General features: G+C 74.5%; 14 protein-coding genes. 6 read left to right on the forward strand and 8 right to left on the reverse strand.

Annotated features, from left to right (window positions below; genetic code table 11):
• Positions 1-239: 239 nt before the first annotated feature.
• Complete coding sequence (locus tag ACWEVO_RS11135) at positions 240-1,007, forward strand: enoyl-CoA hydratase/isomerase family protein (protein ID WP_452307390.1); 768 nt, start codon at positions 240-242, stop codon at positions 1,005-1,007.
• A gap of 179 nt (positions 1,008-1,186) precedes the next feature.
• Here ACWEVO_RS11135 and ACWEVO_RS11140 read toward each other — a convergent pair whose 3' ends face one another.
• The 3 genes from ACWEVO_RS11140 to ACWEVO_RS11150 all read right to left on the reverse strand — a co-directional run bounded on the left by ACWEVO_RS11140 (position 1,187) and on the right by ACWEVO_RS11150 (position 3,955).
• Positions 1,187-1,630: an HNH endonuclease gene (locus tag ACWEVO_RS11140; RefSeq protein ID WP_452307391.1), complete on the reverse strand. Its 444-nt coding sequence runs from the start codon at positions 1,628-1,630 to the stop codon at positions 1,187-1,189.
• A gap of 268 nt (positions 1,631-1,898) precedes the next feature.
• Positions 1,899-3,425: an FAD-dependent oxidoreductase gene (locus ACWEVO_RS11145; protein WP_452307392.1), complete on the reverse strand. Its 1,527-nt coding sequence runs from the start codon at positions 3,423-3,425 to the stop codon at positions 1,899-1,901.
• Between the two features lie 38 nt (positions 3,426-3,463).
• Positions 3,464-3,955, reverse strand: a complete 492-nt coding sequence (locus ACWEVO_RS11150; RefSeq protein ID WP_452307393.1) for an MSMEG_6728 family protein — start codon at positions 3,953-3,955, stop codon at positions 3,464-3,466.
• An 87-nt stretch (positions 3,956-4,042) separates the two neighbouring features.
• Here ACWEVO_RS11150 and ACWEVO_RS11155 point away from each other — a divergent pair, with 87 nt between their 5' ends.
• Positions 4,043-5,824 (forward strand): potassium channel family protein, encoded by a 1,782-nt coding sequence (locus ACWEVO_RS11155; protein WP_452307394.1) that lies wholly within the window; start codon positions 4,043-4,045, stop codon positions 5,822-5,824.
• Between the two features lie 6 nt (positions 5,825-5,830).
• On the opposite strand, the gene ACWEVO_RS11160 is transcribed toward ACWEVO_RS11155, so the two are convergent.
• Together ACWEVO_RS11160 and ACWEVO_RS11165 are read right to left on the reverse strand one after the other, a co-directional pair.
• Positions 5,831-7,072, reverse strand: a complete 1,242-nt coding sequence (locus tag ACWEVO_RS11160) for an APC family permease (RefSeq protein ID WP_452307395.1) — start codon at positions 7,070-7,072, stop codon at positions 5,831-5,833.
• Positions 7,073-7,081: 9 nt separating this feature from the next.
• Positions 7,082-7,813: a phosphatase PAP2 family protein gene (locus ACWEVO_RS11165; protein WP_452307401.1), complete on the reverse strand. Its 732-nt coding sequence runs from the start codon at positions 7,811-7,813 to the stop codon at positions 7,082-7,084.
• 134 nt (positions 7,814-7,947) lie between these two features.
• Between ACWEVO_RS11165 and ACWEVO_RS11170 the strand changes: the two genes are divergently transcribed.
• Positions 7,948-9,162, forward strand: coding sequence for a DUF4032 domain-containing protein (locus ACWEVO_RS11170; RefSeq protein ID WP_452307396.1), 1,215 nt, complete (start codon positions 7,948-7,950; stop codon positions 9,160-9,162).
• A 224-nt stretch (positions 9,163-9,386) separates the two neighbouring features.
• Here the strand turns inward: ACWEVO_RS11170 and nagA are convergent, their stop codons facing one another.
• The 3 genes from nagA to ACWEVO_RS11185 form a co-directional block, all read right to left on the reverse strand.
• Entirely contained in the window at positions 9,387-10,496 is a 1,110-nt protein-coding gene (gene nagA / locus ACWEVO_RS11175; RefSeq protein WP_452307397.1) for an N-acetylglucosamine-6-phosphate deacetylase, read from the reverse strand.
• A gap of 9 nt (positions 10,497-10,505) precedes the next feature.
• Complete coding sequence (locus ACWEVO_RS11180; protein ID WP_452307402.1) at positions 10,506-11,375, reverse strand: ROK family protein; 870 nt, start codon at positions 11,373-11,375, stop codon at positions 10,506-10,508.
• 106 nt (positions 11,376-11,481) lie between these two features.
• Positions 11,482-12,411, reverse strand: a complete 930-nt coding sequence (locus tag ACWEVO_RS11185; RefSeq protein WP_452307398.1) for an SIS domain-containing protein — start codon at positions 12,409-12,411, stop codon at positions 11,482-11,484.
• A gap of 200 nt (positions 12,412-12,611) precedes the next feature.
• Here ACWEVO_RS11185 and ACWEVO_RS11190 point away from each other — a divergent pair, with 200 nt between their 5' ends.
• The 3 genes from ACWEVO_RS11190 (at position 12,612) to ACWEVO_RS11200 (ending at position 15,490) form a co-directional block, all read left to right on the forward strand.
• Entirely contained in the window at positions 12,612-13,397 is a 786-nt protein-coding gene (locus ACWEVO_RS11190) for a DeoR/GlpR family DNA-binding transcription regulator (protein WP_452307399.1), read from the forward strand.
• 156 nt (positions 13,398-13,553) lie between these two features.
• Entirely contained in the window at positions 13,554-14,477 is a 924-nt protein-coding gene (locus tag ACWEVO_RS11195; RefSeq protein ID WP_452307403.1) for an ATP-binding cassette domain-containing protein, read from the forward strand.
• Complete coding sequence (locus ACWEVO_RS11200; protein ID WP_452307400.1) at positions 14,474-15,490, forward strand: ABC transporter permease subunit; 1,017 nt, start codon at positions 14,474-14,476, stop codon at positions 15,488-15,490. Before ACWEVO_RS11195 ends, ACWEVO_RS11200 begins: the two co-directional genes overlap by 4 nt.
• Positions 15,491-15,603: the final 113 nt, after the last annotated feature.

Genomic DNA, 15,603 nt, shown 5'->3' on the forward strand with positions numbered 1-15,603 from the left:
AAGGCCACCGGCTACACCCAGCGCACCTTCTCCCTGGCCGCCTACGCCGGCCAGACCGTCACCCTGAAGTTCACCGGCACCGAGGACATCACCCTGCAGACGTCCTTCGTCATCGACGACACCGCGGTCAACGTCTCCTGACGTAGCCGCCCGACCCCGGGGCCCGGCGGCCACCCCCTGCGGGTGGTCACCGGGCCCCGCCGTTATGGTCGGCCCGACCGCCGGCGCGAGGGGGAGAGATGTCGGACGCGGAGCTGACCGTCACGGTGACCGGCCCGGTGGCCACCGTGGTGATCCGGAATCCGGCCCGCCGCAACGCGATGACCCCGGCCATGTGGCGGCAGCTGCCGGTGCTGCTCGACGGCATCGAGGCCGACCCCGCCGTACGGGCCCTGGTGCTCACCGGCGCCGACGGGACGTTCTGCGCGGGCGCCGACCTCGGCGATCTGGACGAGCTGCTGGAGGCCGGGGACGGCAGCATCGCGGTCGAAGCCGAGGAGCGGCTGGCCGCCTTCGCCAAGCCCACCGTCGCCGCGATCCGGGGCGCCTGCGTCGGCGGGGGTTGCCAGCTGGCCGTCGCCTGCGACCTGCGGCTGGCCGCCGAGGACGCGCGGTTCGGCGTACCCCCGGCCAAGCTGGGGCTGGTCTACCCCGCGCCGACCACCCGCCGGCTGGCGAGGCTGGTCGGGCCGTCCGCCGCCAAGCACCTGCTGTTCACCAGCGAGCTGGTCGACGCCGGGCGGGCGCTGCGGATCGGCCTGGTCGACGAGGTGCTCCCCGCCGACGCGCTGGCCGCCCGGGTGGCGGCCGTGACCGCCGCCATCGCCGAACGCTCCCGGCTCACCGTCGCGGCGGCCAAGGAGATCATCGACGGTCGCGCCGGCGACGACCGGATCGCCTGGTGGCACGGGCAGGTCCGGGACAGCGGCGAGGCCCGCGAGGGGGTGGCGGCGGTCAACGAGCGCCGCCCGGCGCGCTTCACCTGGACCCCACCCGCCCCCCGCTGACCCGCCGTGCGCACCCTCGACCCGCACGTCGCGGCAGCCGGCCCGGGGCGGCGCGGAGCGGCGCCGAGAGGTGCGGGCGGGCGCGGGCAGATGGGGGTGGTGGGGAAAGGGGAGGGACCGGCGGGCGCCGCGCCGGAGGCGTACCCCCGACACGGCCCCCTGTGCCCGCCGGCCGTCGGTCACCGCCCGGCCATCGCGGCCCAGCTCGGCGTCACCGGCTCGCGCCGCAGCGGCATGCCCGCCTCGGCCGGCGTCCGGTCGCCCTTGCGCTGGTTGCAGTCGTAGCAGGCGGCGGTGGTGTTCTTCCAGGTGTTCCGGCCGCCCCGGGAGCGGGGCAGGATGTGGTCGACGGTGCTGGCCGGGGCGTCGCAGTACGCGCAGCGCCGGCCGTCGCGGCGCAGCACCCCGCCGCGGGACCAGGCCGGCCCGGCGCTGAACCGCCACCGGGTGACCACGTACCGGACGAGACGGACCACCCGCGGCATCGGGAACACGCCGATGACCTGGTCCGGCTCGGCCTCGTGGATCTCGGCGACCCGCCGGCAGAGCATCCGGATCGCATGCTGGACGGTGACCCGGTGCAGCGGGCCGAGGTCGGCGTTGATGACGAGGACGGCGTCCACCGGGCTCTCCCTTCACGATCGGTGGTACGGCAACGAAAAACCGCCCGGTCACGGGACCGGGCGGCGGTGGGACGGACGCGGGTACGCGTCAGCCCGGCCCTCCGGTGCGGTGGCCTTCGGCTCGGCAACCATCGACGGGCAGCATCGACGACACGCACGTGACGTGCGACAACGACATGGCATGCTCCCGGCGGGCTGGTTGACCTTGCGCGGATCACGGTAGGGCGGCGCCCCGGCGGCGGGCAACGGATTTCGATGCCCGGGGGGCTCAGCGGCCGGCCAGCAGGCCCCGCGGGCGTACCGAGTGGACCGGTTCGGCGGCCGCGCCCTCCGCCCGCAGGATGTGGTTGGCGGCCACGATCCCGGTCGCCGCCGACCGCTCCATCAGCGCGCTGGGGAACTCGGTGCGGATCCCGTCGCCGGCCAGGTAGAGGCCGTCCGCGTCGGTGCGTACCCCCGGTCGGTCGGCGTGGCTGCCCGGGGTGAACGCCGGCGCCCGGGCCTCGACCCGGGCGCGCAGCTCGCGGACCCGCAGGCCGGCGGCCTCCGGCCAGAGCGCGGTCAGCTCGACCCGCATCCGCTCGGCCAGCTCCTCGGCCGGCACGCCCGGCTCGCAGGCGTACGCGTGCAGCTCGACCACCGAGCCGCCGGTCCGCGCCGCCCAGCGGCGCGGCTCGTCCTCCAGCCGGTGGTAGAGCGTCACCGAGTCCAGGGTGGGCTGCCGGGAGACCCCGCTGAACACCGCCCGATCCGGGTGCACGTCACCGTCCAGCCAGTACCGCGCCACCGCGTACGGCGGGCCCGGGGTGCCGAACGCGGGCATCCGCGCCACCAGCCGGGGCGCCGCCGCGACCAGGCCGGGGGAGGCGGCGACCAGCGTGGCGAGCGCCGGCGGGTCGACGGCGAGCACCAGGTGGGTGCCGTCGTAGGTGTCTCCGTCGGCGCTGGTCACCCGCCAGCCGCCCGGCGTCCGGTCCAGCCGGACGGCGGCCGTGCCGGTCCGCACCCGGCCCCCGTGCCGCTGCACGTGCCGGGTCAGCGGCTCCCAGATCGCCGTCGCGTAGTCCCGGTCCGGGCAGTCGAACGCCAGCCCCTCCGGGTTGCCGAGCAGGTAGAAGTGGAACTGGGCGATCATCTCGGCGGCCGACATCTCGGCCTCGTGGTTGAAGAACGAGTGGGAGAAGACCTCGAAGAGCATCGCCCGGGCCCGGTCCGGCAGCCGCAGCGAGGTGAGCAGCTCGTCGGCGGTCCGCTCGTCGAACTCGGCGTAGGTGCGGACCGGGTCGTAGGCGAGCAGCGGCAGCGCCGCGTCCCGATCCATCGCGCGCAGGTCGGCCAGGCGCACGCTGGGGCTGCGCAGCAGCAGCGCCAGCAGGTTCGCCGGGGGCGCCGGGGGCAGCTTGCCGAACTCCTCGGTCGGCCACCGGGCGGACAGGATCGGGTAGCCGGGGACCGGCGCGAGGAAACCCAGGCCGGGGTCGGCCCGGCGGAGGATCGACCGCCAGTTGTAGTACTGCCGGAAGAACGCGTGGAAGCCGTGCTCGTTGCGCTGCGGGCCGTCCGGCAGCTCCTCCGGCCAGGCGCCGAGCCGGCCGCCCAGGGTCGGCGCGGCCTCCAGCACGGTCACCGCCACGCCACGCTCGGCCAGCACCACCGCCGCCGACATGCCGGCGATGCCGCCGCCCACCACCACCGCCCGCACCGGGTGCGGCACCCGCGGGGCGCCACCGCCGCCGGGGTCCACCACGTGCTCGCGTACGCCGATGAGCCGACCGACCAGTTGCGACAGCGCCATGTGCACCTTCCCGGCAGACGGGTCTCCAGTCTGCCGGGTCAGCCGTCCCGCGGCAGCAGGCAGCGCCGTTCACGATCCGACGGGGGCCAGACGTACTCCAGGTCGGGCGGGACGTCGTCGAACCGGGGGCCGTAGTGCCCGGGGTCCTTGCGCAGCAGGGACGACCGGTGGCTGCGGTGCACGTCCTCCCGGCCCAGCCAGGGCGGCAGCTCGCCGGCCCCGGCCAGCTCGGCCTGGGTGCGGACGATCGTCACGCCGCAGGCGGTGGCCAGGTCGACCGCCATGGTCGCCGCGCAGGTGTCCGCCCGGCCCGGTTCGCACCAGACCGCGCACATGTCCAGCCCGTACCGGGTCAGCGCCTCCTCGTACCCGGCCCACATCTTCACCGCCGGGTGGTTGCGCCAGCCGTAGTCGGGCCGGGTCAGGCCGCGCAGCACCTGGATCGTCTCCACCCGCTGCTTGCCCAGCCGCTTCGGGTCCAGCACGCGGGCGCTGGCCAGGAAGTCCGGATACGGGAGGAACGTCTGCATGGCGCTGCTCTACCCGTACTCGGGGACACCATGCGTCCGTGATCAAGGGGGCTGCGCGGACGGCGATCGGCTGACTACGATCCGGGCATGGCCGAGCCCCTGCGTGACCGCGCGCGTCGGGCCACCGGGTGGCGCCTCCGGTCGAACGGGGACCCCCGCCCGCACTACGTGGTCTGCGGCAACGACCCGCTCGCCTACTGGGTGGTCCGCTCCCTGCTGGCCACCGAGTCACCCGCCGGGCAGCCCCGGGTCACCCTCGTGGTGCCGGAGCGCAAACGCTCGGACGGGCCGGACGGCCGGGACCTCGACGGCGTCCAGGTGATCCTGGCCGACCGGCTCGACGAGGCCACCTTCCGCCGGGCCGGGCTGGCCGCGGCGGCCGGGCTGGCCCTGCTGCACCAGGACGACGTGGGCAACATGCACGCGGCGCTCTGCGCCCAGGAGGTCGAGCCGCGGCTGCGACTGGTGGTACGCATGTTCAACACCAGCCTCGCCAACGGCCTGCGGGAGTTCTTCCCCGACTCCACGGTCCTCTCCGACGCGTCGATGGCCGCCCCGGCGTTCGTCGCCGCGGCGCTCGGCGAGCTGGCCCCCACCCACTTCCGGCACGGCGGGCGCACCCTCTACGCGGCCCGCCGCGCCGACGTACGCCCTCGGGACGTGCTCTGCGGCCTGGCCGTCACCACCGACCCGGAGCTGATCCGGGTGCTTCCCGCCGACGAGCCGTCGGCCGACGTGGTGCTGGCCGAGGCGACCGGGCAGCCCGCCGGCACCGAGCTGGCCGCCCGCCGGCTGGCCCGCGCCCGGCGCCGGCGGGAGCCCGTGGTGGTGCTGCTCCGGGCGGTGCGCAGCTTCGCCACCCGCAAGATCGGGATCGCGGTGCTCGCGCTGCTGGTGGTGATCGCCCTCCTCGGTTGGCTGAACGCCCGCGCGGCCGCGGTGAACTGGTCGGACGCGCTCTACCTCACCCTGGTCACCACGTTGAGCGGGCAGGATCCGGACCTCACCAAGCCGGTCGCCGCCCAGGTCATGCAGGTGGTGCTCAACCTGGCCGGGCTGGCGCTGATCCCGCTGATCACCGCCGCCGTGGTCGACGGCATCGTCAACGCCCGGCTCGCCCTGCACACCGGCCGGATCCAACCCGACCGCGCCGGGCACGTGGTGGTGGTCGGGCTGGGCAACATCGGCACCCGGGTGATGGCCCAGCTCAACGACTTCGGGGTCGAGGTGGTGGCCATCGACAAGAACCCGGACGCGCGGGGCGCCTCGCTCGCGCACCGGCTCGGCGTACCGCTGATCGTCGGGGACGCCGGGCTGGAGAAGACCCTGCGGGCCGCCTCGGTGGCCACCTGCCAGGCCCTGGTGGTGGTCTCCACCGACGACGGCACCAACCTGCGGGCCGCGCTGAACGCCCGCAGCCTCGACCCGGACCTGCGGGTGGTGCTGCGCCTCTTCGACGGCGACTTCGCCGAGCGGATCCAACGCGCGTTCGGCATCGGCATCTCGCGCAGCGTGTCCTACCTGGCCGCGCCCGCCTTCGCGGCGGCGCTGCTGGACCGGGCGGTGATCGCCACCATCCCGGTCGGCCGGCACGCGCTGCTGGTCACCGAGGTGCCGGTGATGGCCGGCTCCCCGCTGGACGGCCGCCCGCTCGGCGCGGTGGCCCGTCCCGGCGAGGTGCGCCTGCTCGCGTACACCCGGCCCGGCCAGAAGACCGACTGGTCGGCCGACCGGCGGATGGTGATTCAGGCGGGCGACCGGCTCACCGTGGTGGCCCGGCGGGCCGGGCTGAGTGCCCTGCTCCGGGAGACCACCCCGGTCCCGCCCGAGCCGGCCGAAACGCCGGCGCCCCGCCAGCCGGAGGATTGACCGGGGTCAGCCGCGGGCCACGGCGTGGCGGACGGCGTAGCCGAGGGCGCCGAGGGCGAGGACGCCGAAGCCGGCGAGCACGCTGGCCAGCGGCAGGCTCACCGCCAGCACCAGGCAGCCCACCAGCCCCAGCGCGGCGATGAGCTGCACCGGCATCTTCCGGGCCGGGTCCCGCCCCAGGGTGAGGGCCGAGGCGTTGGCGATCGCGTAGTAGACCAGCACCGTGCAGCTGGAGAAGCCGATCGCGCCCCGGACGTCGGCCAGCGCCACCACCACGATCACCACGGCCGCCACCGCCAGTTCGGCGCGGTGCGGCACGCGGGTGCGGGCGTGCACGGCGGCCAGCGCGCCCGGCAGGTCGCGGCGGCGGGCCATCGCCAGCGTGGTCCGGCCGACCCCGGCGAGCAGGGAGAGCAGCACCCCGGTCACCGCGACGGCCGCGCCGGCCCGGACCAGCCAGGCCAGGCCGGGCAACCCGGACACCCGGACCACCTCGGCCAGCGGGGCGACCGCCGCGGCCAGCCGCTGCTCGCCCAGCACCCCGAGCGCGACCACGGCCAGCACCACATAGATCGCCAGCACCACGCCGAGGGCGAGCGGCACCGCGCGCGGGATGGTGCGCCGCGGGTCGCGTACCTCCTCGCCGAGGGTGGCGATCCGGGCGTACCCGGCGAAGGCGAAGAAGAGCAGGCCGGCCCCGGTGAGCACGCCCCGGACGCCGGTCTCCGCCACGCCGTCCAGCCGGTCGAGGGAGACGTGCGGGGCACCGGTCACCGCGACCACCGCCAGGACGGTGAGCACGATCCCGACCAGCACCCGGGTGGCGGTGGCGGTCTTGCCGATGCCGCGCAGGTTCACCGCGGTCACCGCCACCACCGCGAGGACCGCCACCAGCCGCGCCCGCCCCGGCCAGAGGTACTCGCCGATGGTCAGCGCCATCGCCGCGCAGCTCGCGGTCTTGCCGATCACGAAGCCCCAGCCGGCGAGGAAGCCGGCGAACGGGTGCAGGCGTTCCCGGCCGTAGACGTAGGTGCCGCCGGACTCGGGGTAGCGGGCGGCGAGCCGGGCCGAGCTGGTCGCGTTGCAGTAGGCGATGAAGCCAGCCAGGGCCAGCGCGGCCAGCAACCCGGCGCCGCCGGCCGCCGCCGCGGCCGGGGCGAAGACCACGAAGACGCCCGCGCCGAGCATCGATCCCAGCCCGATGACCACCGCATCGGGTACGCCCAACCGTCGCGTCAGTTGATCCACGACAGCACCCTAGGGGTACGAGGTGAACGGACGGTCCCACTGCCGCAACCGCCCCGGCAACGGCAGGTCGTCCCAGGGGACGCGGTGCAGCAGCCGGTCCAGCAGCACCCCGAGCAGCAGCCCGGCGAGACCGTCGGTGATCCAGTGGAAGTTCAGGTAGGTCGTGGTGACCAGCAGGATCGCCGGCGGCGCCACGCGGATCAGCCGGTACACCCCCGCGGGCAGTCGCCCCGCGGTCAGCGCGACGAGCAGCAGCGCGATCACCCCGTACCAGATGATCGCGTTGGCGACGTGCCCCGACGGATAGGACATCGAGTACGCGCCGGCCGGCAGGTGGTTGAAGATCCGCACCGCCTCCTCGGGCGGCAGGAACGGTTCCTTCACCGAGGCGCTGGGAGCCGCCCGGTCGGTCGAGACCTTCAGCGGGCCGATGGTGAGGTAGGTGACCACGAAGGTTCCCGCCACCAGCAGCAGCGGGCGGACCGAGTGCCGACGCCAGGCGACTGCCAGAGCGAGCGCCCCGGAGACCGGCATCAGCAGTTGGCCGCCCTGCCCGAGCAGGTTGAACACCCGGGCGGTCCAGTAGAGCGGGGCGGGATCGTGGGCGAACGCCCAGGCGCTCACGTCGAGGTCGAGGCCGAGCAGCCGGCCCGCGGCGAGCGCCATGGTGAGCCCGACCAGGGCAGCCAGCAGCAGCCCGTCGAACCACCAGCCGGCCGGCCGGACGGGCCGGAGCCGCAGCTTCTCGCGTACCTCCGTGGTGTCCCGCACGCGACCACGCTACCGGCCGGCCGCGGCGGCGGGCCGGCGCGGGCGTCGGCGGCTGTGTGCCGGTTCACGAAGGGAAGCGTTCGGCCGGGTGAGCCGTCACACTTGTGGCCGTGCGGATCACCTCGGCCCTCGTCGACCCGGCGCTGCTCGACCTTCCCTGGTCGACCCCGCTGGAGGAGTGGCCTGCCCAGCACCTGGTCGCGCTGCCGCAGGGCATCTCGCGGCACATCGTGCGGTTCGTCCGCCTCGGCGACTACGTGTACGCGGTGAAGGAGACCGGCGAGCGGGTCGCCGAGCGGGAGTACGACCTGCTCCGCGCCCTGGAGCGGATCGACTTCCCGTCGGTCGAGGCGGTCGCCATCGTGGCCGACCGGCAGACCGACGACGGCGAGCCGCTCGATCCGGTGCTGATCACCCGGCACCTCCAGTTCTCGCTGCCCTACCGGGCGCTCTTCTCCCGCACGCTGCGGCCGGAGACGATGAACCGGCTGCTCGACGCGCTCGCGGTGCTGCTGGTCCGGATGCACCTCACCGGCTTCTTCTGGGGCGACTGCTCGCTCTCCAACACGCTGTTCCGCCGGGACGCGGGCGCGTTCGCCGCGTACCTGGTCGACGCCGAGACCGGGGCGCTGCACCACTCGCTCTCCAACGGCCAGCGGGGCGAGGACCTGGAGATCGCCCGGGTCAACATCTTCGGCGAGGCGCTGGACCTGGAGGCGGCCGGGCTGCTGCACCCGTCGATCGACCCGGAGGTGGTCTGCGAGGAGGTCGTGCAGCGCTACGAACGGCTCTGGCACGAGATCACCTACGAGCAGCAGATCGAGCGGGCGGCCCGGCACGACATCGAGGGCCGGATCCGCCGCCTCAACGAGCTGGGCTTCGACGTCGCCGAGGTGGCCATGTCGACCGCCGACAACGGGCGGTACCTGGTCCGCCCGAAGGTGGTCGACGCCGGCTACCACACCCGCCGGCTGCTCCGGCTCACCGGCCTGGACGCCGAGGAGAACCAGGCCCGCAAGCTCCTCAACGATCTGGACGCGTACCGGGTGGAGAGCGACCTGACCGACGAGCAGCAGGCCGCGCACCGCTGGCTCACCGAGGTCTTCGAGCCGGTGGTCCGGGCGGTGCCGGCGCACCTGCGCCGCAAGTTGGAGCCGCAGGAGCTCTTCGCGCAGATCATCGAGCACAAGTGGCTGCTCTCCGAGCGGGCCGGCCGGGACGTCGGGATGCGCCACGCGGTGCAGTCGTACCTGTCCGACGTGCTGGTGCACCGCCCCGACGAGCAGGCCGTCCTCGGCGTCGAGGTCCCGACCGCCTGACATCGGTCCCCGTCGCGGTGTGGGCCGCGTTGCGGGGACCGGCAGTCACCGCGTGTCCGGTTGACCTGGGTCGCGCGTCGTCGGGCAGCGCGGAGCGGGCGGGCCCGTGGCTCGCTACGAACTTGATGACGTGGATGCATCACCGAGCGGCCGACGTGGGTGAGTCGTTGACGTCATCAAGTTTGTAGCGTCTCGCAGGCGTTGTGCCGCCTCGTCGGCAGCCGTCACTCCACCCAGGCGCCGGCGCGCATCACCCGGACGACGTTCAGGTCGTCGTCGAGCACGACCAGGTCGGCCCGGAGGCCGGTCTGGATGGCGCCGACCCGGTCGCCCAGGCCGATCGCCCGGGCCGGCGTGGTGGCGACCATCCGGGCGGCGTCGGTGAGGGCGATGCCGGCCGCGACGGCGTGCCGCAGGGCGGCGTCCATGGTCAGCGTGCTGCCGGCGATGGCGCCGTCCCGGCTGAGCCGGGCCACCCCGTCGGCCACGGTGACGGCCTGGCCGCCCAGCTCGTACTCGCCGTCCGGCATGCCGGCGGCGGCCATCGCGTCGGTGATCAGGGCGGCCCGCTCCGGGCCGGCCACCGAGCTGGCGAAGCCGAGCATCCCGTCGTGCAGGTGCACGCCGTCGGCGACCAGCTCGCACACCACGTTGGGAGCGTCCAGCAGGGCCACCACGGGCCCGGGCTCGCGGTGGTGCACCGGGCGCATCCCGTTGAACAGGTGGGTGCCGACGCTCGCCCCGGCCGCCACCGCGGCCCGGGTCTGCTCCCAGGTGGCGTCCGTGTGCCCGACCGCCGCGACCACGCCCTGCGAGACGAGCAGCTCGATCGCCGCCAGCGCGCCGGCCCGCTCCGGGGCCAGGGTGACCATCCGCACCGCGCCGCCGCCCAGCTCGATCAGCTCGGTCAGCTCCTCGGTGGACGGGTCGCGGAGGAACTCCGGGTTCTGCGCGCCGCAGCGGTCCGCCGACAGGTACGGCCCCTCGAAGTGGACGCCGGCCAGGACCCCCGACTCCACCAGCGGCCGGAAGGCCGCCGTCGCGTCGCGCATCAGCGCGAACGGCGAGCTGACCAGGCTGGCCAGCAGGGTGGTGGTGCCGTGCCGCAGGTGGAACGCGGCCGCCTCGCGGGCGGAGTCGGCGTCCCCGGTGGTGAAGGTGTGCCCGCCGCCGCCGTGGGTGTGCATGTCCACGAAGCCCGGCACGATCCAGTGCCCGTCGCGCACCGACGGGTACTCGGCGACGGCCCGGATCCGGTCGCCGACGATCTCGACGCAGCCCTGCCGGATCACGCCGTTCGGCGTCACCACCTTGCCGGTCACGCGCACGGTCATCGGCTCTCCTTAGTCCAGGGTGTCGAGGGCGAGCAGGGCGGCGCCGAGGCAGCCGGCCTCGTCGCCGAGGGCGGCCGCGACCAGGCGCGGCTCCCGGTGGAAGGTCAGTCGTTCGCGGAGCGCCGCCCGCAGCGGGTCGAGCAGCGCGGGGCCGGCCTGGGCGAGGCCCCCGCCGATCACCATGGTCTCCACGTCGAAGAGCGCCTGACCGGTGGCGAGACCGTCGGCGAGCGCCTCGACCGCCTCGTGCCAGACCCGGCCGGCCAGCTCCTCACCGGCGGCCGCCCGCTCGACCACCTCGGCGGCGGTGGTCGCGGATCCGGCCAGCGCGGTGTAGCGGCGCCCGATCGCCGAGGCCGACGCCACCGCCTCCAGGCAGCCGGGGCGGCCGCAGCCGCAGCGCGGACCGTCGGGGCGTACCAGGATGTGGCCGATCTCGCCGGCGGCGCCGTGCGCGCCGGTGGCGGCCGACCCGCCGACCACGTGGGCGGCGGCGATGCCGGTGCCGATCGCGACGAAGAGCACGTGCCGGGCGTCCCGGCCGGCGCCGAGCCGGGCCTCGGCCAGGCCGCCCACCCGCACGTCGTGGCCGAGCGCCGCGGGCAGGCCGAGCCGCGCCCCCGCCAGGTCCCGCAGCGGTACGTCCCGGAAGCCCACGTTCGCCGACCAGACCGCGACCCCCCGCGCCTCGTCCACCACGCCGGGGACGGCGATGCCGCAGGCCACCGGGGTCAGCCCGTCCGCGCGGGCCTTGCCGGCCAGCCCCTCGGCGACGTCGAGGATCGCCCCGACCACCGCCTCCGGCCCGCGCGCCGCCTCGGTGGCGTGCCGTTCGGCGTGTGCCACGGTGCCGTCGGGACGGACCAGGGCGCACTTCATCCCGGTGCCGCCCACGTCCAGCGCGACGACGACCTCGCCGCCTGAGCTCACGGTGTCTCCGTTGTTCGCGTCTGCGGGGCTCGCAACCCCGGCTCACTCCTCGCGCTCACGCGAGCACCACGGAGCGGCTCAGGTGCCGGGGCGCGTCGGGGTCCAGACCGCGGCTGGTGGCCAGCGCGACGGCGAAGCGCTGGGCGAGGATCAGGTCGGCCATCGGGTCGACCGGGGTACGCCCGGCGGCCCAGCTGGTGAGCACGGTGCGGCAGCCGTGGGTGCGGCTGTGCACGAAGGTGGCGCCGGTGGCGGCCACGTCCTCGGGCAGCCCCTCCGGGATGTCGCCGAACGCCCAGACCAGGCGGCCCGGGGCGGCGACCGAGATCGGGCCGTGCCGGTAGTCCATCGCCGGGTACGCCTCGGCCCAGAAGGTGGCCGCCTCCCGGCACTTCAGCGCGGCCTCCTGGGCCAGCCCGACCGTCCAGCCGCGACCGAGGAAGGTGACCTGCTCGATCCGGGCCGGGTCGATCGGCAGCGGGGCCCGGACGGCGACCTCCGCGTCGGCGGCCAGCCGGCCCAGGTCCTCGCCGAGGTGGGCGCGGAGCAGGGCCAGGGCGGTGGTGGCGAAGCGGGTCTGCACGACCGAGCGTTCGTCGGCGAAGGGCATGGTCACGGTGGCGTCGGCCAGCTCGACCGCCGGGGAGGCGGGGTCGCCGACCAGGACCGTCGTGGCGACCCGGCCGCGCAGCGCGGCGAGCAGCTCCAGCACCTCGGTGGTCGTGCCGGAGCGGGTGATCGCGATGAGCCGGTCGTAGCGGCGGCCGGTGGGGAATTCGCTGGCCTGGAAGGCGTCGGTCTCGCCCTGGCCGGCGTGCTCGCGTAGCCCGGCGTACGCCGCGGCCATGAACCACGACGTGCCGCAGCCGACGACGGCGACCCGCTCACCGGGGCGCGGCAGCCGGTCGGCGACGGTCGGGGCGAGCTGTGCCGCCTCCCGCCAGCAGTCGGGCTGGCTCGCGATCTCCGCGTGCACGTACGCCATGACAACTCCTCGCCCCGGGGGGAGACCTTGCGCAATACGGCGCGATATGGCCGTCTTTCGCGCGTCATTCTGCGCGAACCCGGGCGGCTGTGGCAACCGCCTCCCGCATTGCGCAGCTCAGGGTTTTGCGCCCGGGTAGTTTCGCGCACTACTGTGCACGCAATCAATCACCGTTCGTGCAGAGTCAGTGGAGGCCCCGCGTGGACCGCTACGCCCGATGGAACGCGCTGCTGGAGATGCTGACCGAGGACGGACGGGTCAGCGTCGAGGAGGCGGCGGAGCGCCTGGACGTGTCCCAGGCGACCATTCGGCGTGACTTCGACCAGCTCGCCCAGCAGCAGATGATCACCCGTACCCGGGGCGGGGCGGTCGCCAACGGCGTCTCGTACGACCTGCCGCTGCGCTACAAGACCGCCAAGCACTCGGCCGAGAAGCAGCGGATCGGGACGGCCGCCGCGGCGCTGGTCTCCCCGGGCACCGTGGTGGGGCTCAACGGCGGCACCACCAGCACCGAGGTGGCCCGGGCCCTGGCCGTCCGGCCGGACCTCAACACCAACGCCGAGGGCGCCCAGCTCACCGTGGTCACCAACGCCCTGAACATCGCCAACGAGCTGCTGGTGCGGTCGCGGATGAAGGTCGTGGTGGCTGGCGGCGTGGTCCGCCCCAAGTCGTTCGAGCTGGTCGGCCCGCTGGGCGGGGCGCTGCTTCGCGAGGTCACCCTGGACGTCGCCCTGCTCGGGGTGGACGCGATCGACCCGCAGCTCGGCGCCGCCGCCCACCACGAGGGCGAGGCGGCGATGAACAGCCTGATGGTGGCGCGGGCGAAGCGGGTGGTGGTGATCGCCGACTCGTCCAAGCTGGGCGGGCACGCGTTCGCCCGGATCTGTCCGGTGGACCGGGTGGAGACCCTGGTGACCGACTCCGGCGCGTCCCCGACCGTGGTGCAGGCGTTCCGCGACGCCGGCGTGCACGTCATCTGCGCCTGACGGCGCGCCACGACGCGACACCTGCATACCGGGTATTGCGCCTCGCTGCATACCGCGTATGGTGTCGGCTGTCACTACTCATCGGGGGAGGTCAGCTTGACGGCTGTCCTGGAGATCGAGGGTCTCCGCAAGACGTACCGGAGCCGGAAACGCGGGGTGCGCCACGCGCTGGACGGCTTCGACATGCGGGTCGAGGCGGGGCAGGTGCACGGCTTCCTCGGCCCGAACGGCTCCGGCAAGACCACCACGCTGCGCACCCTGCTCGGCCTGATCCGGCCGAACGGCGGCCGGATGGCCATCCTCGGCCAGGAGCTGCCGCAGGCGCTGCCCGCCATCGCCGGCCGGGTCGGCGCCATCGTGGAGAGTCCGCAGTTCTTCCCGCACTTCTCCGCCCGGGACACGCTCGGCCTGCTCGCGCAGGCCGGCGAGCTGCCCCGGCAGCGGGTCGACGAGGTGCTGGAGCTGGTCGGGCTGCGCGACCGGGCCGGAGAGCGGGTGAAGACCTACTCGCTCGGCATGAAGCAGCGGCTGGCGGTCGCCTCCGCGCTGCTGAAGAACCCGAAGCTGCTGATCCTGGACGAGCCGGCCAACGGCCTCGACCCGGGCGGCATCCGGGAGATGCGCAGTCTCATGCGCGAGCTGGCCGCCGCCGGTATGACGGTGGTGCTATCCAGCCACATCCTCGGCGAGATCCAGCTCATCTGCGACTCGGTCACCATCATCTCGCTCGGCCGGCGGGTGGCGTACGGGCCGGTCGACGAGGTGCTCGCCGCGCACTCCCAGGGCGCGGTGCGGGTACGCCTGGAGGCGGTCAGCGACCTGCCGCAGGCCGCCGACACGCTCAGCCGGGCCGGCGTCCGGGTCACCACCGAGCCGGACCACCTGATGCTCGCCGGCGTCGACAAGCCGGCCACGGTCAGCCGCCTCCTCGCCGAACGGGGCCTCTACGTCAGCGAGCTGACGCCGGTCGTGGTCGACCTGGAGAGCGTCTTCCTCGAACTGACCGCCACCGCGCCGGTTCCCGGCCAGCACCGGCAGGTCGACCAGTCCACAAAGGTCGAAGGAGGTTGGGGCGCATGAGCCTCTACGTCACCGAGCTGCGCCGGCTGGCCAAGCGGCGGGTCACCCGGCTGCTCCTGGTCCTGCTGGTGCTCGGGCTGGCCGGCGTGGCCACCGCGTTCAGCTTCTCCAGCCACAAGAACTCTCCGGAGGTGGTGGCGGAGGCGCAGGCGAAGGCCGACGCCGCCTACCGCAAGGAGCTGGCGAATTGGCAGCGGAGCGTCGCCGAGTGCGAGGCCGCCCAGGCGCGCGGCGACCAGAACACCGAGGACCGTTACGGCCCCAACTGCGGCCGGGACTGGCAGCCGCAGCCGGAGATGTTCGACCCGAAGTGGAATCTGCCCTACCAGTTCGACTTCCGGGCCGACTTCCCCATGTTCATCGCCGTCTTCGCCGGGGCGCTGGCGCTCTTCGCGTTCATCGTCGGCGCGTCCTTCGTCGGGGCCGAGTGGAGCACCGGCGGGATGATGAACCTGCTGCTCTGGCGGCCGAAACGGCTCGCCGTCCTCGGCACCAAGCTGGCCGCGCTGCTCAGCACGGTGCTGGGGGTGAGCGTGGTGCTGGGCGCGCTCTGGACGCTGGCCTTCTGGCTGATCGCCCGGAGCAGGGGGACCACCGCCAAGATGACCGCCGGAGTCTGGCGTTCGATCGGGCTGGACGGTCTGCGGGCGGTCGGAATCGTCCTGGCCGTCGGCGCGGTCGCCTTCGGGCTCGCCTCGCTCGGCCGACACACCGCCATGGCGCTCGGCGCGGCCGTGGCGGTCTTCGCGATCAGCGAGATCGGCATCCGGATCGCGGTGAGCGTGCTCTCCGTCCCGTTCGGTGAGCGCTACGTGCTGTCCACCTACGCCCAGGCCTGGTTCATGAAGCAGGTGAAGCTCTTCGACTACGACGCGTGCAGGTTCGCCAAGGGCGAGTGTCAACCGGCCGAACTGCTGGTCACCTGGCACCAGTCGGGGCTGGTGTTCGGTCTCGGCGCCGCGGTGGCGCTGGCCGCCGCGTTCTGGGTGATGCGTCGGCGCGACATCAGCTGACCCGACCCGCCCGGGCCTGCGTCCGCTGCGGCCGGGGCGGGCCCTGGTTACGCTGGGGTCCCCCCGGCCGGTGGTCGCCGCGCCGGCCGTCCGCCCTTCCGAGGAGCGCCATG

Source organism: Micromonospora sp. NPDC003776 (assembly GCF_053605645.1).